Raw genomic sequence first — 23,117 nt, forward strand, 5'->3', positions numbered from 1 at the left:
CTGACATCTTTTATTGCCGGAAGCGTGAAGTTGCCCTGATATACTCATCAATGTCCGTAACACCAGAGGTTTGTCATGCACGCGATAAACAATATGCCAGCAACACCCGCGCACTTGCCCTTTTTACAGGCAATCTGCTGGCAAAGAGACGACGTGACCAGCCTCGATGCAGATGAAATGCTCGACCTGTATGAGCGCGGCTGGAATTACCGGGGTGTGCTGGCTGATTTGGAAGGTGAGGAATTGGCTTTTTTAAAAGCGTTGGCAAGCGCCAAACACTCATGGCTGCTTAACGATGTTTGAACTCGATCACCATCGCAAAATCCTGACCATACTCAACGCGCTGGATAGTGATTTCTTCCGCGCAATCAATGCCTGTTTCGGCGGCGGCACACTGCTTGCCCTGCTATACGGCGAATACCGGTGGAGTAAAGACATCGACTTCATCTGCCCCGTGGGGGAAGGCTACCGAAAACTACGTTCTGACCTTGCCGACCGTGGTTATGATGCGCTGTTCAAAGATACTTCCAGCATAAACCTGCCAAGAGAATTCAAAGCAGATCAGTACGGTGTACGTTTTGCCGTTCAAGTCCAAGCAACGTTAATCAAATTTGAGATTGTCGCTGAAGGTCGAATCAAGCTGGAAACACCTGCACACTATGACTGGTGTTCGGTTCCCTGTCTGAGTTTTGCTGACAGTTGCACTGAAAAATTGTTGTCCAACGCTGATCGTTGGCCTGATACCGCCGTGAAATCACGCGACCTGATTGACCTTGCCATGCTGCGTTTGCAGGCAACGATTCCTCTGGCAGCCATTGAAAAAGCGGAAGATGCTTACCCTGTCATCCTTCCGTTAATCAAGGCATTGACGCATTTTCAGGGTAGCGCCAACTACCGGCGGGAATGTTTTGCAGCCTTGCAGGTAAAGAACCAAGGGAAAATTATGGATGGGATAGATCTGCTGGCGGCTGATCAGGGAATGGCAAGGACAGAGAGAACCATTACAGAAAGCCTTTAAACATTTACCCACAAACTCACGCCCCCAGCCGATTACTGCTAAACTCTCCTGCTTAATCCAGCAGCCCCGACGAGCCATGAGCAAAGAACAGCAACACACTCCCATGATGCAACAATACTTCCGAATCAAAGCGGAGTACCCCGACATCCTCCTGTTTTACCGCATGGGGGATTTCTACGAACTGTTCATGGACGACGCCAAAAAAGCCTCCGCGTTGCTCGACATCACCCTCACCGCACGCGGCGCAACAGCGGGCGAACCGATTCCAATGGCAGGCGTTCCCTACCATGCCGTAGAACAATACCTCGCCAAACTCCTCAAAGTCGGCGAATCCGTCGCCATTTGCGAACAAATCGGCGACCCCGCCAAATCCAAAGGCCCAGTCGAACGCAAAATCACCCGCCTGCTCACCCCCGGCACTGTCACCGACGACTACCTCCTCGACGACCGCCGCGACAACCTCCTCGTCGCCATCCACCGCTCTTCACTCCCTGCCCCCCTTGCGGGGGAAGGGCCGGGGAAGGGGGGGTCTTACGGCATCGCCGCCATCGACCTAAGCACCGGACGCTTCACCGTCCAACAAGCCGATTCCGACACCACCCTGCACAACGAAATTGAACGCCTGCAACCCGCTGAAATCCTACACGACGAAGACTGGAAACCCGCCTTCGCCCGCAACCGCATTTCCACCCCGCGTCCGCAATGGCACTTCGACCTCGACACCGCCAAACGCCTGCTCCTACGCCAATTTGGGGTACACGATCTCGACGGCTTCGGCTGCAACCACTTGCCGCTCGCGATTGCCGCAGCGGGCGCATTGCTCAATTACGTGCAAGAAACCCAGCGCACCGCCCTGCCCCATATCAACAGCCTGACGGTGGAACTCAGCGACGAAGGCATCATTCTCGACGCTGCCAGCCGCCGCAATCTGGAACTCGAATACAGCATCAGCGGTGAACACAAAAACACCCTGATTTCCGTGATCGACAAAACCGCCACCAGCATGGGCAGCCGCCTACTCCGCCGCTGGCTCAACAAACCGCTGCGTGACCGTTTCATTCTGCGCAACCGTCACCAAGCCGTCGGCGCATTGCTCGACCAATACCGCTACGAAACTTTGCTGGAAACCTTGCGCGGCATCGGCGACATCGAACGCATTGCCAGCCGCATCGCCCTCGGCTCGGCGCGTCCGCGTGACCTGTCCACCCTGCGTAGCTCCTTGCACGTATTGCCGCGCATTCACGGTTTGATCGGCACCATCGACAACCCGCACATCCAGCAATTACACAACAACATCGACTTGCACGAATCACTGCGCCACCTGCTGGATTCCGCCATCATCGACAACCCGCCCGTGGTCATCCGCGACGGCGGCGTAGTCGCCCCCGGTTTCGATGCCGAACTCGACGAATTACGCAATTTGAGCGAAAACGCCGACCAATACCTACTGGATCTCGAAGCCCGCGAAAAAGTCCGCACCGGCATCAACAACCTCAAGGTCGCCTACAACCGCATTCACGGCTACTACGTCGAAATCCCGCAAAGCCAGTTGAGCCGGATTCCCGCCGACTATATCCGCCGCCAAACGCTTAAAGGCGTGGAACGCTTCATTCTACCCGAACTGAAAAAGTTTGAAGACAAGGTACTCTCCGCCCGCGAACGCGCCCTTGCCCGCGAGAAAGCCATTTACGAAAACCTGTTACGCGACTTACTGGAACACTTAAACCCCATCCGCAATACCGCACAAGCCATCGCCGAACTCGATGTATTGAGCAATTTCGCCGAACGCGCCAACACCCTAAATTACAACTGCCCCGCGCTGGTGGATGGTGCTGGCATTCAAATCGAAGGCGGACGGCATCCAGTCGTAGAACGCACCCTCGACAACCCCTTCGTGCCAAACGATCTATACATGGATTCACGCCGCCGCATGTTAATGGTCACAGGCCCCAATATGGGCGGAAAATCCACCTACATGCGCCAAGTCGCGCTGATCGTGTTGCTGGCACATATCGGCAGCTACGTCCCCGCGCAAACCGCCCGCCTCGGCAATATTGACCGTATTTTCACCCGCATCGGCGCACACGATGACTTAAGCACCGGGCGTTCCACCTTCATGGTGGAAATGACCGAAGCCGCCAATATTCTCAACAATGCCACCGCCCACAGTTTGGTATTAATGGACGAAATCGGGCGCGGAACCAGCACCTTCGACGGCTTATCACTGGCATGGGCAATCGCCGAATTCCTCGCCCGCGACCGCAAAGCATTCACCCTATTTGCCACCCACTATTTCGAGCTAACCTCCCTCGCCGAACAAATCAGCACCATTGCGAACGTGCATATCGACGCAGTAGAACATGGCGACAAAATCGTATTTTTACACGCGGTGAAAGAAGGCCCAGCCAACCAAAGCTATGGCTTGCAAGTCGCACAATTGGCAGGCGTACCCAAAGGTGTGATTGCACAAGCAAAAAAGAAATTGGTATCGTTGGAAAAGCACAGCCAGCAAGCCCCACAACCGGGACAAACCCTGCCCCTGATGTTTGACACACCCACTGAACCCAAAGATGAAATCGCCGAAAAAGTGAAAGCGGCACTCGCCGCCGTAGACCCGGATGAACTCACCCCACGCCAAGCGCTAGACGAGTTGTATCGGTTGAGGAAATTACTGAAATAACTCCCTTCACCCCTTGCGGGGGAAGGGTTGGGGATGGGGGAATTTTTCCCCCTTACTTCGCCGCTGCCGCTTTCGCGTCATCCAGCATTTTGGCTAACTGATCCGCCGGGCGATACCCTGGAATCATCGTGCCATCCAATGTCAGCAACGCGGGTGTGCCATTCACACCCAACTTTTGACCCAGTTCAAACTGCTCACCGACAGGGTTAGTGCATTCTTTATCGGGTAACACTTTGCCGTCATTTTTCACCTGATCCATCGCGGCTGGCTTATCATCCGCACACCAAATATTTGCCATCTTTTTGTAAGCCGGTGAACCCACGCCTGCACGCGGATACGCCAAATAGCGCACGGTCACGCCTTTTTCATTCAGTGCTGGAACTTCTTTATGCAATTTCACACAAAATGGGCAGTCAACGTCAGTGAACGCATACAACACGTGCTTTTCTTCGCCCTTGGCTTTGAACTCAATGCTTTTGCCCGCGTCGATAGTTTTAACAATAGCCACCCGATCAGCCGCACGCGAGGCTTCGGTCAGGCTGGATTTGTTTTGTGCATCAATCAAATCGCCAACAAATACGTAACGCGCATCGCCACTCACGTAAATAATTTCGCCGCCAAATTTGGCTTCAAACATGCCCGCTACGGGAGTCGCCTTTAACGAGTCAGGGGCGCTGCCACCAAACATCGGTTTCATTTTGTCGCCCAGATCCGCAGGCACATCGTCAGCCATTGCCCCGGTCGTTGCGAGCGCAACACTGATCAGTGCGCCCAGAATCATTTTTTTGTACATGGTTTCTCTATTCCTGAATGAAAATTTTACCGTAAAAATGCTTATTCTTTAATCATATAGTGGATAATACCTTATCATGGCTGACTGTAGCGTGTATACGATTCCCCACATTACAGTCCCTTAACCACGCGGGTGATGCTGGCGATGCAAATCCTGTAACCGCGCCTGTGCGACGTGCGTGTAAATTTGCGTGGTGGAAAGGTCGCTATGCCCCAGCAACATTTGTACCACGCGCAAATCCGCCCCATGATTCAACAAATGGGTCGCAAAGGCATGGCGCAAAGTATGCGGGGAAATACTACGCACAATGCCCGCTGCAAACGCATAACGCTGGATCAGCACCCAAAACATCTGCCGCGTCATGCCGCTGCCGCGTGTGGTCACAAACACTTGCTCAGCAATATCCTTGCCGTGCATCAATACCGGGCGAGCCTCGCTTAAATACGTTTGTATCCAATCGTGGGCTTCTTCCCCCATTGGCACGAGGCGTTCCTTATTGCCTTTGCCGGTAATGCGAATCACGCCATTAGGCAGGGAAATTTCATTCAAACGAATCCCCACCAATTCCGACACCCGTAACCCAGTGGCATACAACAACTCCAACATGGCACGATCCCGCAAACCCAGTGGGTTGGCAATATCCGGCGCTTGTAGTAAGGCATCCACCTCGGCTTCAGACAAGGTATGCGGTAAATTCCGACCTTGTTTAGGCGCTTCAATCTGCGCCGTTGGGTCATCTTTGCGCAAGTTTTCACGTACCTGCCAGCGGTAAAAACGCCGCAAACTCGACAGTAAGCGTGCGGTGGTCGCCGCCTTCGCCCCTTCGCGCACCCGAATCGCCAAATATTCCAGCAAATCTCCCCGATCAGCCTGATCCAGCACCACGCCACGCTCGTCCAACCAATGGCACAGCATCCGTAAGTCACGTTCGTAACTCGCCAAAGTATTACGGCTCACCCCGCGTTCCGACCAAAAAGCGTCTAAAAAACGGTCAATTAACGCCTGGTTCAGGCATTTTATTCGCATGATAGCGGGTAGGGATTTTTTTTCAGGTTTCATGGTCTTATTGCAAGAGAGTGAAAAACAAACAAACTCTACTAATATCCAAAGGGCTAAAATAATGACTAATAATGAATACCAGAGCATGGCGATGAGCCACTACATGCTGCGAGAATTTCAGGAACAATGCAAGCAGCAGGAAGCCGCCAAGCAAGCTGACGACCTCAAGCTTGAATACCAGCAATTCAACCAAGAAGTACTGACTTACCCGATTTTTTCCAATCATGCCTGTGGCAACCACGATGCCAAGGAATTGCTGAGCACGAGTTCGGAAGAAGCCTACTGTGAACGCTGGAGTTTTTTCTACGATGCTGATCCGTGGAAGTTGCCGCAGATTGCTTACCAGCAACAAATGGATACCCAGCTTGCCGCACTGAAACAACGTTTATTTACGCTCAACTCACCGCGTCTGGTTTTATTTTCCGCCACATTCATCATTATTATTTTGCTGGTAATGCGCGGGCATTTCCTCTTGCCAGCACTGCCTATTTTAGCATTGGCATGGTATTGGCGGGTGTCGGAACACAAGATACAGGCAACGCAACAAGCCCTACAACAACACCTCGAAAAGATGCAGGCTTTAGATGCGCAAGCAGCAGGGATCGCCCATCAGCTTGAAAGCCTGCCACCACCAACTGGCTGGGCGCAACTACACGCGGATTATCGCCAAGCGGTGAAAGAATTATTTCAAAACACCTTGCAACAAGTGCGGCCACCATCAGAGTGCCAAGATTTATCCAAAACCTTGCAACAACAACGCTGGGAAGGTTTTATCACCGAAAGTTGGGGGTATCTGCAACTGCCCTTAGCCGCGCAGCAACACAGTGTTATCAAACACACCTTGTTGGATGAGGCGCATATTCCGCTGATCGCCCTGCAAGATGACCCGCACGGGCGTAAAGGACACAGCTTATACCGCGTGCAATACCTGCATATCTGGATTTTAACGCAACAAGGTTTAGTGATGCGGCAAGGGTATTTTGACCGCGTAGCCAAGCAATTTCTGTTTGAGCAACAAGAATTCTACCCGTACAAGCAATTGCTGCACCTCGAACTCACGGAGCAAACCCTACCAGAAGAAGCGTTGCTCAAACAACGCTTACCTGCTCACCTCTATCAACGCTATTTCGAGCAGCCGGTCAGCATCTTGTCAGTAAAGACTGTGACCGGCAAAACGCATGAATGTGCTTCGTTGCCGGTCAGTGAACGCCCATTCAGGCAACGTGAATGGCAGGAACGTTACGGGCTGGATAGCGATATGCAACGCCTGACCCGTTGTTTGCACCAACGTTTGTCTTAGGAAGCCATTAACGCCGCAATTTTTGCCGCGTTGGGATTCAAAACAACGCCTTTTTCGGTGACAAGCGCATCGACTAAGGCTGCGGGGGTGACATCAAATGCCGGATTCCATGCTTGAGTATGATGTGCCGCAATCCGCTGATTACTCACATTCAAGACTTCATCCTGAGAACGCTCTTCAATGGGAATGCCATTACCGTTCGAGGTAGCTAGGTCAATGGTGCTGGTCGGCGCGACCACCATGAACTTCACCCCGTGATAACGGGCATTCACCGCGAGGCTGTAAGTGCCAATTTTATTCGCCACATCACCATTCGCGGCAATCCGGTCTGAACCGACAATAACCCACGAGACTTTTCCCAATTTCATTAAATGCGCAGCAGCGCCGTCACACAACAAATGCGCGGGGATTTTATCTTTGACTAACTCCCACGCGGTCAGGCGGGAACCTTGCCACCACGGACGGGTTTCATCGGCATACACGTGTTCGATTTTGCCGCTGCTGTAAGCGCTGCGAATCACGCCCAACGCAGTGCCGTAACCGCCAGTCGCCAGTGACCCGGTGTTGCAATGGGTTAAAACCCCGTGCGACGGTTGAATCAAAGCGCTGCCCAATTCACCCATGCGGTAATTAGCGTTAATGTCATCTTGATGAATCTGCTGTGCCAGTGCCAATAGCGGCTCTTCCGGGTCGCCATCCACGGCATCGGCTAAATCGCACATGCGCTTTAATGCCCACATGAGATTCACAGCGGTTGGGCGGGAATTTTGCAATAGGTCAATTTCAACGCTCAAACGCTTGCGCCAATCTTGCGGGTATTGCTTGTAACATTTGCGTGCTGCCATTGCGGCGGCATACGCTGCGGCAATGCCAATGGCGGGCGCACCGCGTACCACCATGTTGCGAATAGCATCGGCAGTGTCTTCGGCACTGTATAACTGCACAAACTGCTCGTTATGCGGCAGTTTACGCTGGTCAAGCAGCACCAGATGATTGTCTTTCCATTCTACGGCACGGATCGAATCGTGTTGACTCATGATGATTTTCAGCATAAATAGGTTGCTTTACCGTGGCAATCTTACAACACCCAATGGCACATAATGGCAATGGAAATTGATTTACTTATTACACCCGAATGGATTATTACCGTCGATTCGGGTAATCAGGTTTTGCGACACCACACTATAGTGGTAGATAATAGCAGGATTGTGGCGCTCATGCCCACTTCTGAAGCAGAAAAACACTATACCCCCCGACAAACTGTAGCGTTACCACAACAGGCTGTATTACCGGGGTTTGTGAATGCGCATACTCACGTCGCAATGTCGCTGCTGAAAGGTTTGGCGGACGATTTACCCTTAATGGACTGGTTGCAACACCACATCTGGCCTGCGGAAGCGCAATGGGCGGATGCGGAATTTGTGTATGACGGCAGTCAGTTAGCCATTGCCGAAATGCTACGTTCCGGCACAACCTGTTTCAATGACATGTACTTCTTCCCCGAAGCCACCGCACAAGCCGTCATGGAAAGTGGCATTCGGGCATGTATTGGCATGATCATGATCGACTTCCCGACCCGCTGGGGCAGTGGTGCAGCAGAATACATTCAAAAAGGCTTGGCATTGCATGAGCAATTGCAGGCAAATCCGTTGCTTACCACAGCATTCGCCCCGCACGCGCCGTACACCGTGTCTGATGACCCCTTGCAACAAGTGCGGCATCTGGCGGGCGAACATTCGCTCCCCATCCACATGCATGTGCATGAAACCGCGTTTGAAGTGCAGCAAGCCATCGAACAAAGCGGAATGCGCCCCCTCGCCCGACTCGCGCAACTTGGCTTACTCGACCAGCATTTTCTCGCCGTCCACATGACGCAATTGACGGATGACGAGATTGCCTTATTGGCACAAACCGGCACACACGTTATCCACTGCCCCGAATCGAATTTGAAACTTGCCAGCGGTTTCTGCCCCATCGCTAAACTCACTGCCGCTGGGATCAATGTCGCCCTCGGCACGGATGGCAATGCCAGCAATAACGATCTGGATATGTTCGGCGAAATGCGTACCGCTGCCTTGCTTGCCAAAGCCGTGGCGCAAGATGCCAGCGTGATTCCTGCGGCACAAGTGTTACGCATGGCAACCATCAATGGCGCACAAGCGTTAGGGCTGGATGCTGAAATCGGTTCACTGGAAATCGGTAAATCCGCTGACATGATTGCGGTTGATCTTGGTACACTGGAAGCCAGCCCCCTGTATGACCCCGTGTCACATTTGGTATATTGCACCAGCCGTGAACAAGTCACCCATGCATGGGTAGCAGGCAAAGCCCTGTTGGAAAACCGCCAACTGACCACGCTAGACAGCACTGCCATCATCGCCAAAGCGCGGCACTGGCAACAAAAAATTGGAGCAACCCCATGACCGACCCGACACCGAACGTCAATCCAAACGTTGACCCCAACGAAATCCGCAAGTTTGAAGACCTCGCCTGGCGCTGGTGGGATCGTGACAGCGAATTCAAACCCCTACACGACATTAACCCGCTGCGCCTCAACTACATTGACGATCACGCCCGTTTGCAAGGCAAGAACGTCATCGACATCGGCTGCGGCGGCGGCATTCTTGCCGAAAGCATGGCACGTCGTGGCGCGACTGTTACCGGCATCGACATGGGCGCAACCCCGCTGGAAGTCGCCGAATTGCACGCACTCGAATCCCAAGTCGAGGTCACTTACCGCCAAATCAGCGCCGAAGCCATCGCGACTGAAGCCCCTGAGCAATTCGATGTTGTAACCTGCATGGAAATGCTGGAACACGTCCCCGACCCCGCTTCCGTGATTGCTGCGTGTGCCGCACTGGTGAAACCCGGTGGCGATGTCTTCTTTTCCACCCTCAACCGTAACCCCAAAGCGTTTGCCTTAGCGATTCTGGGCGCAGAATACGTGCTGAATATGCTTCCCAAAGGCACACACGAATACGCCAAATTCATTAAGCCCTCTGAACTCGAACGCTGGGCGCGTTCTGTCGGCTTGGAACTGCGGAATATCGCAGGCATGACATACAATCCGCTGTTCCAGAGTTATCGTCTGGGCAATGATGTGGATGTCAATTATTTAATGTATTTCAAAAAGGAAATGTGATTAATGTTTGAGATGAAACGGCTGGTAGGTTTACTGCTGGTCATATTTGCGTTGAGCGGCTGCGCGGTACAATTTGACAATGTAGCCCTTGCCCCTGATGGCAGCCCGCGCTTGCAAACCCTTACCCCAAAAATGAAGCAGCGCATTGATGAACTTGCGCAAGCGCTGATTGCACTCGATCCCGCCATTATCGATCCGCGTGAAGCCAAGTCCGTCGCTCACGATGCGTTTGTATACCCGATGTATCTGGCGAATGACTGGGGTTTGACATGGCCGCCGGTATTACACAACACCTTGCGCAATTCCAAACAACGTAAAGCCGGACTGTGTGTGGACTGGGCACGAGCCATGCGGGCGCGGATGCGCACCAAAAACCTCCAGACTTTCGACCTTTATTGGGGGGTCGCGTACAAAGGCAACGCTTGGCGCGAACACAGTACCCTGATCGTCACGGCCAAAGGCAAACCTTTTGCGACCGGCATTTTGCTGGATCCTTGGCGCAATTCCGGTGATTTGTATTGGAGCACCATCAAAGACGACCTCCAATACCCTTGGAAATACTTTGAAGGCCCCGGCTAAGCCAGCGCTTTGTGAAACGTCAACACCAGCACATCCCGCCAAGCGGGTTGGGTTGGGTCGGCGGGGCTAATCGCGGTCACGCCGTGATAAACCGCATGATCATTCACCAACACCAAATCCCCCGCTTGCGCCAACGTGCCTTCCGCTAAGGGGCGCATGGTATTGTCGTAAATGCGGCTCTCGCCGCCGTCAACATTGTGGCGATCCATCATCATGATCAGGATATATTCTGCACCATCCTTGTGAATGCCTTCAGGTGTCGGTTTTCCCTGTTGATCAGGTCGGGCAATAATGCGGAACTGGTGGGCTTGAATGCGCCACAATTCGGCAGGGCTGCGCGAAAATTGTTGCGTTGCCCAGCCTATCACTTCCTTCAACACCGGATTCGCCAAGGTCGTGGGCAGCCAGCCGCGAAAATGGCGGTTAAATCCACCGTGAACCCGGTTGTAATGGCTGCTTTGATAATGCGGCTCGTGCGGCAATACCGTTAAGGCATTATGTTGCCAATGAAACACCGAATAACGCCGATAGCGATAATCCCCGCCATCACGCAGATACGGATCCAGCAGCAAGCCGCCCCAACTGTCGCGGAAGCGCTTGTATGCCTGCCCCATCCGGCGGGCAAGGCGTTGCTGCAAGCGATTGGTATCACCCATCGCGAACATAAACCCTGGTTTGTGCAATAACGTATCCACTTGGCTCACTTTATTTCAATGCTTAATCATATTGTAATTTAGTGATATTCCCTTGAACAGATCACGCGGGGGTATTAGCGATAAGCGTCGCTCTTACCGGCGCGGGGTATCCTTCTATAGTGCGGCTAATATCTTGGGAATCAAGGAAGTCCGCCAAAGATTCGCCTTTACTCCACGCCGTGCAACGTTGTTCTTGAGTGCTGGTTGTTGTCACATCTACCACACGAATATGAGTGAATCCCAACCGTTTCAACCACAATTCCAATAATGCCACCGAGGGAATGAACCACACATTGCGCATTTTAGCGTAACGGTCGTGCGGCATTAGCATCGTATGTTCATCACCTGCGACCACCAAAGTTTCCAGCACCAACTCGCCACCGGCTCGCAGAGCGCGGCGCAATTCCTGCAAATGCCCCAACGGATCGCGGCGGTGATACAACACGCCCATCGAAAACACCGTATCAAAGCCTTTTTGGCGCAAATCAGGCAAATCTTCGCTTTTCAGCGGCAACATCCAGACTGGCTGTTCCCCTGCATAACGCTTAATCAATTGAAACTGCGTCAGGAATAGCAAGGTGGGATCAATGCCAATCACCGCCTCCGCCCCCACCCCGCGCATCCGCCACAGGTGATAGCCACTCCCGCAACCCACATCCAACACCAAGCGCCCGCTCAATGGACTCAGATGCGGTAACACCCGCTCCCACTTCCAATCGGAACGCCATTCGGTATCCACCTCAACACCGAATAGACTGTAAGGGCCTTTGCGCCAAGGAATCAGGGCTTGCAAACACGCCAATAATTGCGCACGGGAATCTGCGTCAATGTCGGTAGCCGTGCCAAGCGTTACCGCACTGCTAGTAAAATCAAGCTGTTGTGGGTGCAAATCGGGCGCAGCAGCCAAAGCAGCTTGCCATTCTTCCCACTTACCGTGCGAACCTTGCAACGCGGTTTCAAGTTGCGCGGGCAAGCTATTCAACCAAGGTGCGAGACGCGAATCTTGCAAAAAACGGTACAATGACTGCATTTCGCTCACGCCTTCACCGCCAACAATGACACAAAGTTAAAGCCCTGAAACCAATTAACCACTTGAGAAAACCCCGCCGCTTCCAGTCGCTCAACGTGTTGCGCAAATGTATCAGGAATCAGCACATGCTCCAGCGCCGAACGTTTCTGGCTAATTTCAAGTTCGCTATAACCATTGGCACGCTTGAATTCCAAATGTATATCGGTCAGCAAAGCTTGTTCCGCCGCATCCGCAAACTGGAGTTTTTCAGACAAAATCAGCACGCCACCCGGCAATAAACCCTCGTAAATATGACGCAACATCGCCAAGCGTTCATCCGGCTTAAGAAATTGCAGCGTGAAATTCAGCACCACTACCGACGCATTACTCAAAGTAAGCGCCTGAATATCCGCGCACTCCACCTGAAACTGTCCGCTGGGTAAGTGCCGTTGCAAAATTTGCTCACAACGGCGCGTCATCGCGGCAGAATTATCCACGCACACAAAACTAAGATCTTCCGCCCGCACTTGCGCCGCCATCGACAAAGTTGACGCCCCTAAGGAACAACCCAAATCATAAATGCGGCTGTGCGGCTGCGCATAACGCCGCGCAATCACGCCCAACAACGCAATAATGGTTTCATAGCCCGGCACCGAACGGCGAATCATGTCAGGAAAGACATCCGCCACCGCTTCATTAAAAGCGAAATCGACGACCTGTCCTTGGGGAAGTGCGTAGATGGAATCACGTTGCATTAGGTCGCACTCGCCTCGCCGACCCAATGGGCATCGCCCGGTTGCCGTGCAAACACTAGGTGTTCGCCCGTGCGTTTGCCTGCATCTGCACCCAAAAAGTACAAATACGGCGCAACCAAGGCTTCGGGGCGAGCCACGCTATTGGGGTTTTCACCGGGGAAATTCAAGGTGCGCATACTGGTACGTGCTGGCCCGGTATCCACCGTATTCACGCGAATAAAGTGCGCGGGGTCATCATGTTCAGCCGCGAGAATATCGCAGAACGCTGCCATCCCCGCTTTTGCCACCCCAAATGCGCCGTAAAACGCCTTATTCGACGCATGGCTGGCAAACACAATCGCAGGGTCAGCAGCCTCCTGCAATAATGGCAAACACGCATGAGTCAGCAAGAAATTGGCGTGCAAATTCACCATAATCATTTTCGACCACAATTCGGTGTCGTAATGCGAGATTGGGGTAAACGAACCTAACCATGCCGCATTCAGCATCAAACCGTCCAAACGCCCTAATTGTGCGCGGATATTTTCGGTGAGATCGAAGTAATCCTTGGCGGTTGCGCCCTGCATATCCAGCGGGTAAATGGCGGGTTCGGGGTAGCCAGCGTTGACGATGGCGTCATAAGTGTCTTCGGTGCGGCGCATTTCTTTGTCGAGCAGCACCACGGTTGCCCCGTATTGCGCACACGCAGTGGCAATCGCTTTGCCCATGCCTGCCGCAGCGCCCGTGACCAAAATCACCCGCCCTTGTAAGGCACTCGCTGATGGCACATACGCCAATAAATCTTGCACATCTTGCTGCATTCCTGTCTCCGCTTGGGGTCAGCCTGAAAAGAAACAGAGTTTAGCGCTTATCGAGGCGGGGGTGTAGGCGCTTGGGGTTATTTCATTGCCTCACGCATGACTTGGGTCAATATCGCCAACCCTTCCGTCAACTCCAAAATGGTTATGGCTCAACAAGCATTAATAAAAAAGTTCCAGACAAAAATTTAATAATTATTGCTTTGTGCATTTTTTGAATGATGTGATAAAATTCGCCACTCATTTCACTGTGGAATTTGCTGATGTTAGCAGCCTTTTTAGAACGCCCTCCATTTCCTTGGCAACAACGTCTGTTTGAGCAATTTATTACTGGGAAAACACCTTCAGCACTGGATTTACCCACGGGAACCGGCAAAACCTCGGTCATTGCCATTTGGTTAGCCGCTTTAGCAACGCAAGCACTACAAGGCAAACTAACCCTGCCCCGCCGCCTTGTTTATATCGTCAATCGCCGCACCATTGTTGATCAAGCCACCACCGAAACGGAACGCTTGCTAAAACGTTTACAAACCCCAGAATTGGCAAAAGCATGTAGCGCATTGCAAAAACTTGCTGCCATTCCCAGCGAGAATCCTGTCACTGCCAGCACTTTACGGGGCGAACTTGCCGATAACGGTGAATGGAAAGCCGACCCTGCACGCCCTGCCATTGTATTGGGCACAGTTGATATGGTGCTGAGCAAGCTGCTATTTCGGGGTTATGGCGATGGCAAACGTAAGCGGGTTATCCACGCCGGTTTATTGGGGCATGACACATTGCTGGTGCATGATGAATCGCATCTTGTTCCTGCGGCTTGTCAAACATTACAACACTTGGTTGACTTGAATCCCGCGCTACGCTTGATCAACTTATCCGCCACACAACGGGATGAGTCCGCCACCCCATTCCGTTTGGATTGGGCGGATTTGACTCACCCTGTCCTGATCCAGCGTACCCAAGCACATAAGCACTTGAAGATTCTGCCACCTGCCAAAGATGAAAAATCGCGATTGCAAACGGTCGTGGATTGCGCCTTGCAGCATCGAGACAAAGCCACAACGGTGGTCATTTTTCTGCACGATATTCGCAGCGTCCAACTGGTTTATGCGCAACTGGAAAAGCAGGTCGGCAAAGAGCAAATTCTTGTACTGACAGGCCGATTACGCGGCTACGAGCGCGACCAGTTGGTAACAACGGCATTGTGGCAACGTTTCTCACCCGAAACTAAAGCTGTCGAAACGCCCACGCAAACGGCATATCTGATTACCACCTCGGCGGGTGAAGTCGGGGTTGATCTGGATGCAGAATATGCCGTAGCAGATTTAGCGGTATTGGATTCGATGATTCAGCGTTTCGGGCGGGTCAATCGGCGCGGTGATTCTAAAACCAGCCAAATTGATGTGGTTTACAGCGAAAAACAATTCGGCGACAAATACCGGGGAACACAATTACAGGCAACCTTGGGGTATTTGAAAGCACTCCATCACGATGCCTCACCCGCACAACTTAACCACACGCCCAAACCTGACAATGCTTTTATGCCAGCCCCCGCCAGCCCAGAACTGGATGCGTGGATAGTGGATGAACTCAGTTCCACATCGTTGCCGTGCCGTTATCCGGTGCGGGATTTCATCCACGGGTTGGAAGCGGAACAACCAAACCTTAACGTGTTATGGCGTAAAGACCTCGACCGCATGAAAGGCTGGCAAGCAGGCGATTGGTTAGACGATTACCTTGATTTACTGCCGATTCAGACAGCGGAACAAGTGCATTTCCCCTTAAAAGCTGCCACCGATTGGCTGACGGAATTGCTGAAAAAGTCCCAACTCCACACTCTGAAAATCGTTGGATTGACCGACGACGAAGCTGTTTGGGTAACAGCAGAAGATGCCGTGACAACCTTGAGCCGTTTCCACACGCTGATATTGCCCACAGCACTCGGCGGCTTGAATGCGAAAGGCATACCCGATGAAAACTGCATTACCCCTGCCAGTGATGTATTAGAAAACGTCACCGAAGTACGGCGTTACTGGTCAGATGCTCAACCACCAGCGGACGTGAAGAACTTCCCACGCCAAGGTCGTATCACGCCACCATTGGATGATGACAGCGATACAGAACGCCCAACATTGGTGGTTTGCAGCCAGTTAGGGGTGAAGCAAGACAGTGACTTGAGCTATCTCGCGGTCACAATGGGTTTGCAGGAACATCTGAATCAAGCCGAACAGTTTGCCCGCCAGATTGTGCAAGCGTTGGCATTACCGGAGAGCTTGGCAGAAGCGGTGATTATCGCGGCACGCTGGCACGACAAAGGCAAAAATCGGAGTTGCTGGCAGCAAGCCATTGGCAATACCGACCTGCAAGCACCGCTGGCAAAAACCAGCCACGGGCGTTATGACCATACCCGCGCCAATGGCTATCGGCATGAATTCGGCTCATTGCTGGATGCGCTGGACGATGAAATCATCCAACAACACCCGCAGCGTGAACTGATTCTGCATTTGATCGTGTCGCACCACGGCTGGGGCAGACCGCATGTACCGGAACGCGGTTGGGATAGACCCAAAGGCTACCGCATCAATCAACAAGCCGCGTTGGAGGTGATGAACCGCTTTGACTGTTGCCAACAAGATTACGGCTGGTGGCAACTGGCATGGTTGGAGGCATTGCTGGGTGCGGCAGATGTCTTGGCTTCCATCGGGGAGAAAAAGTCATGATTACGTTGGAAAACCTAACCTTGAGTAATCCCGGTGAAGTATTAGCCGTCTGTGGCTTGTTTGTGCTGGCAACCCGCCAAGACCGCAAGGCAACGCTGGCATGGACGGATAACGGCGCGGTGATTGATACCGAACAGACATTGGAGGAACTGTTGCAATCCGTTATTGATACGCCCCCTACCTGTGACTCCAGTGGTGTAGGACAAGAACCAGCCCAAATCACACTCGGCAATGTCACCTTGGATTGGTGGACAACCAAAGCACCACGCAGCAAGTTTTGGGCGGGGCGTGTTACCGCTGCCTCGTTGATTCCCAAACTGCATAACGCCTGCCAAACCTTAGGCATTGCGGACTGGCGTGCATCAACTGCTTGTGATCAAACCTGTGGCATTGACCCTTTTGCCGTCTGGACAGCACTTGACCTTGGCTGGTCGCCTAACAATCAGGATGCCAACATTGCCGCCCGCCCGTGGATCGAACTACTCGCTATCATCGGAGTGCAAGGCTTTTCCCCTGTGATTGCTGCGCGTCAATTGCATTATCACCTGTGGCAAACCCCACTGACCTTGTTACCTGCTCGATTGGTATTCCGGGGTGCTAGTAAACAAGGTATTTCCATCGACAACCAACACTGGCGGGCTACTGTCCTGAAAAAGGGCAAGTTCAGTGTTACCCAATTCGCTAATAAGGAGTAATCCCGCATGTCTCAATACGCTTCCAACCTTTCCACACTGCTTGATGGTTCTGTCGCTGCTTTGGTCGTGCAGGAAGGCTTGCGCCCGATCAGTGGCAATGTGATTTTTCCGCCGACCTATGCGGGTGAGAAATCCGGCGATAAGTCCCGTTACAATTTGAATGCAACCCGTCACGGCACGCTGACCACGCTAGACAGCATCCCGTCACAGGCAAACCGGATTGAACCGTTATTCATGCGTGACCCCTACGCCAAACTCGTACCACAAGTCACCGTCAAAGCAGGTACGCATACCGCCAACCTGTTGGAAATGGGGCATCGTTTGGCAGATGCTGCCATCCGTTTCACCCCGCTTGGGGCGGTGATCAATCAAGCATTTGAGGATTATCGGTTACGCGGCAATGCCAGCACCTTGGCAAAACTGGGGCCGACTTCGCTGATTTTTGGGGTATGGGATTCGCGTAACACCCATACCAAAGTGCCACGCCTTTTGAATGCTGAAATCACCGCAACCGATGTTGAACCGCTGCAAAAACTCAGTCAGTTCACGCCGACGTTTGAATACACCGACATTGGTATCGACGAAAAAGAGCAAAAGAAAGCGGCTGAAGTCGGCTTGGCGCATGTGCCGAATGCCGGTTTGGGTGGCGTGGTGGTGCATGGCACGATCCAACGCACGGTCACGTTGAATTTGGCAGGTTTGCGGGCATTCCGGGGTGAAACGGATGCGCAAACCCAAGCCTTGCAGAACTACTTGTTAGGGCTGGCATTGCTGGCAACTTACGCCCCCGTTGATTACAACTTGCGCCAAGGCTGCCACTTGGTACGCAACGCTGAACAAGGGTGCAGCACACGCCTGATTCGCCAAGACGGTACGGAGGAAACGCTAACATTGGACATCAACAGTATTATGGCGTTTGCCAACCAAGCGGCTACTGCGTTTGGGGTGGGTGAAAACCGTGAGCTGGCTTTTGATACCAAACAAGTGAAAGATGCCATCAAAAAGGCCAGCGGCAAAGGTAATGAGTGATGGCATGGCTTAACCTGTACATCCGCTACCCAAGCCAAAGTTATCACGGGGCGGAATGGCCGCCGTCACCGTTCAAGTTGATGCAAGCATTGATTGCTGGCTTCAATCAGGGGCGCAATCGTTCCCAACCCGCAGCGGATTTTGAATCCGCCCTGCGTTGGTTGGAACAACAAAATCCACCGTGGATTGATGCGCCCGACAGTGAACAGGGTACAACATTGACCGTTGCAGTCCCCAATAACGAAGACAACTTAACAATGGCGGCATGGGCGAACGGTAAACCCGAATCCGCCAATGACAAAGCCAAACGCAATGCGCTCAAAGATGTGCCGCAGCGGTTTTTAGCAGACGACAAGCCGCTGTCTTACCATTGGCAAATCGCTGAGGAAGATGCCGTTATTGCCCGTCAAATTGTCGCTTACGCCCAACGCATCACGGTTTTTGGGCGCGGGATTGATTTGGTGGTGGCATGGGGTGAAGTGAGTAACGACACGCCGCCCGTATCGGCGCAATGTTACTTGCCACAACAAGCGGGCGTGGCGTTGCGCGTGCCTGTTCCGGGTAGTTTTGCGGCGTTGGAAGCACGCTATCAGGCGCAATTTATGCCGCGTGTGGGCAATGTTTGGGTGGTGGGTTTGCCGCCGTTACATTACGGCACTGCCCGCTACCAACGCGCTGACCAGCCCACGGGCAAACCTTACATTGCGTTTCAGTTGCTGGAACTGCACGGTAAAGGCTTTTGGGTGCGGGATGCGCGGCAAACTAATGAAGTCGCGGCGATGATGCGCCACTTGCTGGACAAGGCACTCAAGGGCGAGTTGCCAGACCCGGCGGCTGTTTCGCAATGGATGGGGCATGGCGATGTCAACGGCGAACGCCTGCACATTTTGCCGTTGCCGAGTATCGGGCATGAGCATGTGGATGGCTTGATCCGCCGCGTGTTGGTAACGGGTGCAGATGCGGAATTGCTGGAACGGTTGGCGTGGACATTGGAAGGCAGCGAACTGTTGAAAGATGGACAACCGACAGCGCGGCTAGTGCGCATCTTTGGTGACGATACGGTGGTGGGGATGTACACGGGTGAATGGCATTCGCGCCGCAAACTGCCGACTTGCGAATGGGTGAGCGTCACGCCAGTGGTAATGCCGGGGTTTGATCATCACGGCAAACGCACCGCTAAATTGATGCGCGAAGCCTTAAAACAAGCGGGGTTGCCTGAGCCATTGGCAATGGAGGTTTCCGCTGCGCCGTATCAGCGGCATGGGCATCGGGCGGGTAGTTATGCTGTGCCGAATTACCTAAAATACCCGCAGTATCATGTGCGTATTCGCTGGGAAAAACCGCAGTATGGCGCGTTAGCCATTGGTGCAGGGCGTTTTCGAGGGCTTGGACTGCTCTACCCTGTTCTTTAACAATGAATATTCTTATCCCGGAGCGGTTTGTTCCGGTTTCGTTGAAGCTGTGGCTTGAACCACGACAGAATGCTTTTTGGTTCGTTATCCCAGAGCGGTTTGTTCCGGTTTCGTTGAAGCATGGATTTGTTTGAAGATCATTTACGTGCTGGTGAGTTATCCCGGAGCGGTTTGTTCCGGTTTCGTTGAAGCACCGAAACAAACAAGCACGCGCCGTCTGCAATGGGCGTTATCCCGGAGCGGTTTGTTCCGGTTTCGTTGAAGCTACGGCGAAATAGAGTACGCAAAGGCTGGAAAAGAGTTATCCCGGAGCGGTTTGTTCCGGTTTCGTTGAAGCTATCACCACATCATTGATATTCATTGCTTGCAGAAGTTATCCCGGAGCGGTTTGTTCCGGTTTCGTTGAAGCAGGTAGCGATAAACCACAACAGCAGCCAGCAGCATGTTATCCCGGAGCGGTTTGTTCCGGTTTCGTTGAAGCATGTTCCGCGCAAGTGCATGGTACGCAATGGCTGGTTATCCCGGAGCGGTTTGTTCCGGTTTCGTTGAAGCGGCGGTCTTGAAAACCGTCGATCACTCCAGTAGAAGCCAGCCCTGCTGGCGATTCGCTTGCAGGGGAAGCTCCTACAGAAGATGTTTCGTGCCTGTTAATGGAGATTTTTACGATGCTTTCCGCACACACTCCCGCATGACTTGGGTCAATATCGCTAAGCCTTCCGCCAACACTTCTTGCTGAATCGTCAGCGGTGTCAGGATACGGATCACATTTCCCCGCACTCCGCACGATAACAAAATCAGCCCCTTTTTCGCTGCTTTCGCCACCAACGCCTTGGTCAAATCCGCATCCGGCTGATTCGCATCGCCCTGCTTTACCAATTCCAGCGCAATCATTGCCCCGGTATGGCGCAAATGCCCCACCTGTTGCGGGAATTCCGCCTGCAACACCTGCAATTGCGCCATGACGACTTCGCCAATCTGCACCGCCTTGGCACACAAGTTTTCCTCGTCAATCACCTGCAATACCGCCAGTGCCGCCGCACACCCCAAGGGCGAACCACCGTATGTGCCACCCAAACCACCGGGATTCGGCGCATCCATAATCGCCGCCTTCCCCACCACCGCTGCCAGCGGAAAACCGCCCGCCAAGCCTTTTGCCAGCGTCATCAAATCCGGCTCAACCCCGTGATATTCCGTCGCAAACAACTTGCCAGTACGTGCAAACCCCGTCTGGATTTCATCGCAAATCAACACAATGCCATGCTGATCACAGATGCCCCGCAATTGCGCCAAAAATCCCTGCGGCACAGCATAAAACCCACCTTCACCCTGTACCGGCTCAATAATCATTGCCGCTACTCGACTCGCTTCAATGCTGGATTTGAACAACATATCCAACATCCGTAACGAATCCTCAGGCGTAATGCCGTGATACGCCACCGGAAACGGCACATGGTAAATATCATTCGGAAACGGCCCGAACCCCGCCTTGTACGGCGCAACCTTGCCGGTCAACCCCATGCACAAATTGGTACGCCCATGAAACCCGCCCGCAAACGCAATCACCCCGGGTCGCCCGGTATAAGCACGCGCAATTTTAATGGCATTTTCCACTGCTTCCGCACCCGTGCTAACAAACATGCTTTTGGCATTCTGGATCGGCACCCGCGTATTCAACTGTTCCGCCAATTCCACCGCCACCGCATAAGGGCTAACCATCAAACAGGTATGGCTAAAGCTATCCAGTTGCGCATGAAGCGCCGCCTTGACTTTGGGATGCCCATGCCCGGTATTGACCACCGCAATCCCCGCACCAAAATCAATGTAACGTTTGCCCTCCACGTCCCACAATTCCGCATTGTCCGCACGGCTGACATAAATCGGCGCAAGTGTGCCCTGCCCACGGGCAATGGCTTGTTCTTTACGGTGTTGTAATGCTGCGTTATTTGTCATACCCAACTTCCTTAGCGTAAGCGTAACCAAGTGGTTTTTAATTCGGTGTATTTGTCGAAAGCATGTAAGGACTTGTCGCGCCCCATTCCCGACTGTTTGTAGCCGCCAAACGGCGTGGTAATGTCATCGGCATCGTAGCAATTGGCGTATACCACACCCGCTTTCAAGGCGCGGGTTGCTTTGAACAGGGTATTCACATTATCACTCCACACCCCAGCCGCCAAGCCGTAGATGGAATCGTTAGCAACCCGAATCGCCTCATCCACGCCATTGACCGTGATCACTGCCAATACCGGGCCAAAGATTTCTTCCTGCGCAATCCGCATCCGGTTATCCACCTGATGGAAAATCGTTGGTTCAATGTAACAACCACCGCCCACCACTTCGCATTGCTTGCCACCAATCAACAGCTCGGCTTCCTCGTTGCCCAGACGGATATATTCCATCACCCGTTGGGTGTGTTCATGATTCACCATTGCCCCCAAGCGGGTTTCCGGGTCAAGTGGATTACCCGGTTGCATGGTGGCAGCAAACGCCGTGAGCTTTTCCAATACCGCATCCTTGATTGGCGCATCCAGAATCAAGCGTGACCCAGCGGTACACATTTCCCCTTGATTGAAAAAGATGCCGTAAGCCGCTGCTTCCGCTGCCGCATCCAGATCGCCGCAATCCGCCAGAATGATATGCCCGGTTTTGCCACCGCATTCCAGCCCGACTTTCTTGAGGTTGGACTGCCCCGAATATTGCATAAACAGCTTGCCAACGGCAGTTGACCCGGTGAAGAACACCCCATCAATATCCATGTGCAAACCAATCGCACGCCCAGCGGTTTCCCCAAATCCTGGCACGACATTGAACACGCCAGCCGGAATCCCCGCTTCCAACGCCAAACCTGCCAAGCGGATGGCAGTCAACGGTGATTGTTCTGCCGGTTTGAGGATGATGGAATTGCCCGCAGCCAGCGCCGGAGCCAGTTTCCAAGCCGCCATAATCAGTGGAAAATTCCACGGCACAACAATTCCGCATACGCCCAACGGTTCGCGGGTAATCGTTGCCAGTACATTGGATGCCGTCGGCGCAACTTCGCCGTACACCTTGTCAATCGCCTCTGCATACCAGCGGAAACAGTTCACGGTCGCAGGCACATCGACCGCACGGCTATCGCGGATGGGCTTGCCCATATCCAGCGTTTCCAGCAAAGCCAGCTCTTCCGCGTGTTGTTCGATCAGCTCGGCAAAACGCAATAGCGTGCGCTTGCGTACCGCTGGGGCAAGATTGCACCAACGTCCGTCATCCATCGCCTCGCGGGCAACGCGCACCGCAAGATCGACATCGGCGACATCGCACGCTGCCACCTGCGTCAATACCCGCCCATCCACCGGGCTGATGCAGTCGAAGGTTTTTCCCGATACGGCAGCCGTATAAGCACCGGCAATAAAAGCTTGCCCATTCATTTCGGGCGATGTAGTGATAATCATGGACATTGA

Annotated in this window: 20 protein-coding genes and 1 CRISPR repeat array; of the genes, 11 read left to right on the forward strand and 9 right to left on the reverse strand. The window is 53.1% G+C overall.

What is annotated here, in order from left to right; genetic code table 11:
* Positions 1–75 precede the first annotated feature (75 nt).
* The 3 genes from L2Y54_RS18215 (at position 76) to mutS (ending at position 3,698) form a co-directional block, all read left to right on the forward strand.
* Positions 76–303 (forward strand): hypothetical protein, encoded by a 228-nt coding sequence (locus L2Y54_RS18215; RefSeq protein ID WP_236498073.1) that lies wholly within the window; start codon positions 76–78, stop codon positions 301–303.
* A complete protein-coding gene (locus tag L2Y54_RS18220; RefSeq protein ID WP_236498075.1) occupies positions 296–1,018 on the forward strand; it encodes a nucleotidyl transferase AbiEii/AbiGii toxin family protein in 723 nt (240 codons plus the stop codon). The genes L2Y54_RS18215 and L2Y54_RS18220 overlap by 8 nt, the downstream gene beginning before the upstream one ends.
* 76 nt (positions 1,019–1,094) lie before the next feature.
* Positions 1,095–3,698, forward strand: coding sequence for a DNA mismatch repair protein MutS (mutS, locus tag L2Y54_RS18225; protein ID WP_236498076.1), 2,604 nt, complete (start codon positions 1,095–1,097; stop codon positions 3,696–3,698).
* A 52-nt stretch (positions 3,699–3,750) separates the two neighbouring features.
* Here the strand turns inward: mutS and L2Y54_RS18230 are convergent, their stop codons facing one another.
* Both L2Y54_RS18230 and xerD read right to left on the reverse strand, forming a co-directional pair.
* The gene (locus L2Y54_RS18230; protein WP_236498078.1) at positions 3,751–4,491 is read right to left on the reverse strand and encodes a DsbC family protein; all 741 of its coding nucleotides are present in this window, start codon (positions 4,489–4,491) and stop codon (positions 3,751–3,753) included.
* A 120-nt stretch (positions 4,492–4,611) separates the two neighbouring features.
* The gene (gene xerD, locus L2Y54_RS18235; protein WP_236498079.1) at positions 4,612–5,550 is read right to left on the reverse strand and encodes a site-specific tyrosine recombinase XerD; all 939 of its coding nucleotides are present in this window, start codon (positions 5,548–5,550) and stop codon (positions 4,612–4,614) included.
* A 61-nt stretch (positions 5,551–5,611) separates the two neighbouring features.
* On the opposite strand from xerD, the gene L2Y54_RS18240 reads away from it, so the two are divergent.
* Positions 5,612–6,850, forward strand: coding sequence for a hypothetical protein (locus L2Y54_RS18240; protein ID WP_236498080.1), 1,239 nt, complete (start codon positions 5,612–5,614; stop codon positions 6,848–6,850).
* On the opposite strand, the gene mtnA is transcribed toward L2Y54_RS18240, so the two are convergent.
* Complete coding sequence (gene mtnA / locus L2Y54_RS18245; RefSeq protein WP_236498081.1) at positions 6,847–7,902, reverse strand: S-methyl-5-thioribose-1-phosphate isomerase; 1,056 nt, start codon at positions 7,900–7,902, stop codon at positions 6,847–6,849. The two genes, L2Y54_RS18240 and mtnA, sit on opposite strands and share 4 nt — an antisense overlap.
* Positions 7,903–7,956: 54 nt before the next feature.
* On the opposite strand from mtnA, the gene L2Y54_RS18250 reads away from it, so the two are divergent.
* The 3 genes from L2Y54_RS18250 to L2Y54_RS18260 are packed head-to-tail and all read left to right on the forward strand — an operon-like array spanning position 7,957 to position 10,571.
* Positions 7,957–9,273, forward strand: coding sequence for a TRZ/ATZ family hydrolase (locus tag L2Y54_RS18250; RefSeq protein WP_236502063.1), 1,317 nt, complete (start codon positions 7,957–7,959; stop codon positions 9,271–9,273).
* Positions 9,270–9,992 (forward strand): bifunctional 2-polyprenyl-6-hydroxyphenol methylase/3-demethylubiquinol 3-O-methyltransferase UbiG, encoded by a 723-nt coding sequence (ubiG, locus tag L2Y54_RS18255; protein ID WP_236498082.1) that lies wholly within the window; start codon positions 9,270–9,272, stop codon positions 9,990–9,992. The genes L2Y54_RS18250 and ubiG overlap by 4 nt, the downstream gene beginning before the upstream one ends.
* A 3-nt stretch (positions 9,993–9,995) precedes the next feature.
* Entirely contained in the window at positions 9,996–10,571 is a 576-nt protein-coding gene (locus L2Y54_RS18260) for a hypothetical protein (protein WP_236498083.1), read from the forward strand.
* On the opposite strand, the gene L2Y54_RS18265 is transcribed toward L2Y54_RS18260, so the two are convergent.
* From L2Y54_RS18265 to L2Y54_RS18280, 4 genes are read right to left on the reverse strand one after another with little or no spacing between them, the layout of a single operon-like run.
* Positions 10,568–11,275: a 2OG-Fe dioxygenase family protein gene (locus tag L2Y54_RS18265; RefSeq protein ID WP_236498084.1), complete on the reverse strand. Its 708-nt coding sequence runs from the start codon at positions 11,273–11,275 to the stop codon at positions 10,568–10,570. The genes L2Y54_RS18260 and L2Y54_RS18265 overlap by 4 nt on opposite strands.
* 52 nt (positions 11,276–11,327) lie before the next feature.
* Positions 11,328–12,296: a tRNA 5-methoxyuridine(34)/uridine 5-oxyacetic acid(34) synthase CmoB gene (gene cmoB / locus L2Y54_RS18270; protein WP_236498085.1), complete on the reverse strand. Its 969-nt coding sequence runs from the start codon at positions 12,294–12,296 to the stop codon at positions 11,328–11,330.
* A gap of 5 nt (positions 12,297–12,301) precedes the next feature.
* On the reverse strand, positions 12,302–13,030 hold the full coding sequence (gene cmoA / locus L2Y54_RS18275) for a carboxy-S-adenosyl-L-methionine synthase CmoA (RefSeq protein ID WP_236498086.1): 729 nt from the start codon (positions 13,028–13,030) through the stop codon (positions 12,302–12,304).
* Positions 13,030–13,830 carry an SDR family NAD(P)-dependent oxidoreductase gene (locus L2Y54_RS18280; RefSeq protein WP_236498088.1) on the reverse strand — a complete coding sequence of 267 codons (801 nt, stop codon included), beginning with the start codon at positions 13,828–13,830 and terminating at the stop codon, positions 13,030–13,032. Before L2Y54_RS18280 ends, cmoA begins: the two co-directional genes overlap by 1 nt.
* 260 nt (positions 13,831–14,090) lie before the next feature.
* On the opposite strand from L2Y54_RS18280, the gene cas3g reads away from it, so the two are divergent.
* The 4 genes from cas3g to csb2 are packed head-to-tail and all read left to right on the forward strand — an operon-like array spanning position 14,091 to position 19,680.
* A complete protein-coding gene (cas3g, locus tag L2Y54_RS18285; protein ID WP_236498090.1) occupies positions 14,091–16,544 on the forward strand; it encodes a type I-G CRISPR-associated helicase/endonuclease Cas3g in 2,454 nt (817 codons plus the stop codon).
* Positions 16,541–17,239, forward strand: a complete 699-nt coding sequence (locus L2Y54_RS18290) for a hypothetical protein (RefSeq protein WP_236498092.1) — start codon at positions 16,541–16,543, stop codon at positions 17,237–17,239. Before cas3g ends, L2Y54_RS18290 begins: the two co-directional genes overlap by 4 nt.
* A 6-nt stretch (positions 17,240–17,245) precedes the next feature.
* Positions 17,246–18,268 (forward strand): type I-G CRISPR-associated RAMP protein Csb1/Cas7g, encoded by a 1,023-nt coding sequence (gene cas7g / locus L2Y54_RS18295; protein WP_236498093.1) that lies wholly within the window; start codon positions 17,246–17,248, stop codon positions 18,266–18,268.
* Entirely contained in the window at positions 18,268–19,680 is a 1,413-nt protein-coding gene (gene csb2, locus L2Y54_RS18300) for a type I-G CRISPR-associated protein Csb2 (RefSeq protein ID WP_236498094.1), read from the forward strand. Before cas7g ends, csb2 begins: the two co-directional genes overlap by 1 nt.
* 11 nt (positions 19,681–19,691) lie before the next feature.
* Positions 19,692–20,232: a CRISPR direct-repeat array (repeat unit 37 nt; unit sequence GTTATCCCGGAGCGGTTTGTTCCGGTTTCGTTGAAGC).
* Between the two features lie 108 nt (positions 20,233–20,340).
* Here csb2 and gabT read toward each other — a convergent pair.
* On the reverse strand, positions 20,341–21,630 hold the full coding sequence (gabT, locus tag L2Y54_RS18305) for a 4-aminobutyrate--2-oxoglutarate transaminase (RefSeq protein WP_236498095.1): 1,290 nt from the start codon (positions 21,628–21,630) through the stop codon (positions 20,341–20,343).
* An 11-nt stretch (positions 21,631–21,641) separates the two neighbouring features.
* Positions 21,642–23,108: an aldehyde dehydrogenase gene (locus L2Y54_RS18310; protein WP_236498096.1), complete on the reverse strand. Its 1,467-nt coding sequence runs from the start codon at positions 23,106–23,108 to the stop codon at positions 21,642–21,644.
* Positions 23,109–23,117: the final 9 nt, after the last annotated feature.

Source organism: Thiothrix winogradskyi (assembly GCF_021650935.1).
Lineage (GTDB): Bacteria > Pseudomonadota > Gammaproteobacteria > Thiotrichales > Thiotrichaceae > Thiothrix > Thiothrix winogradskyi.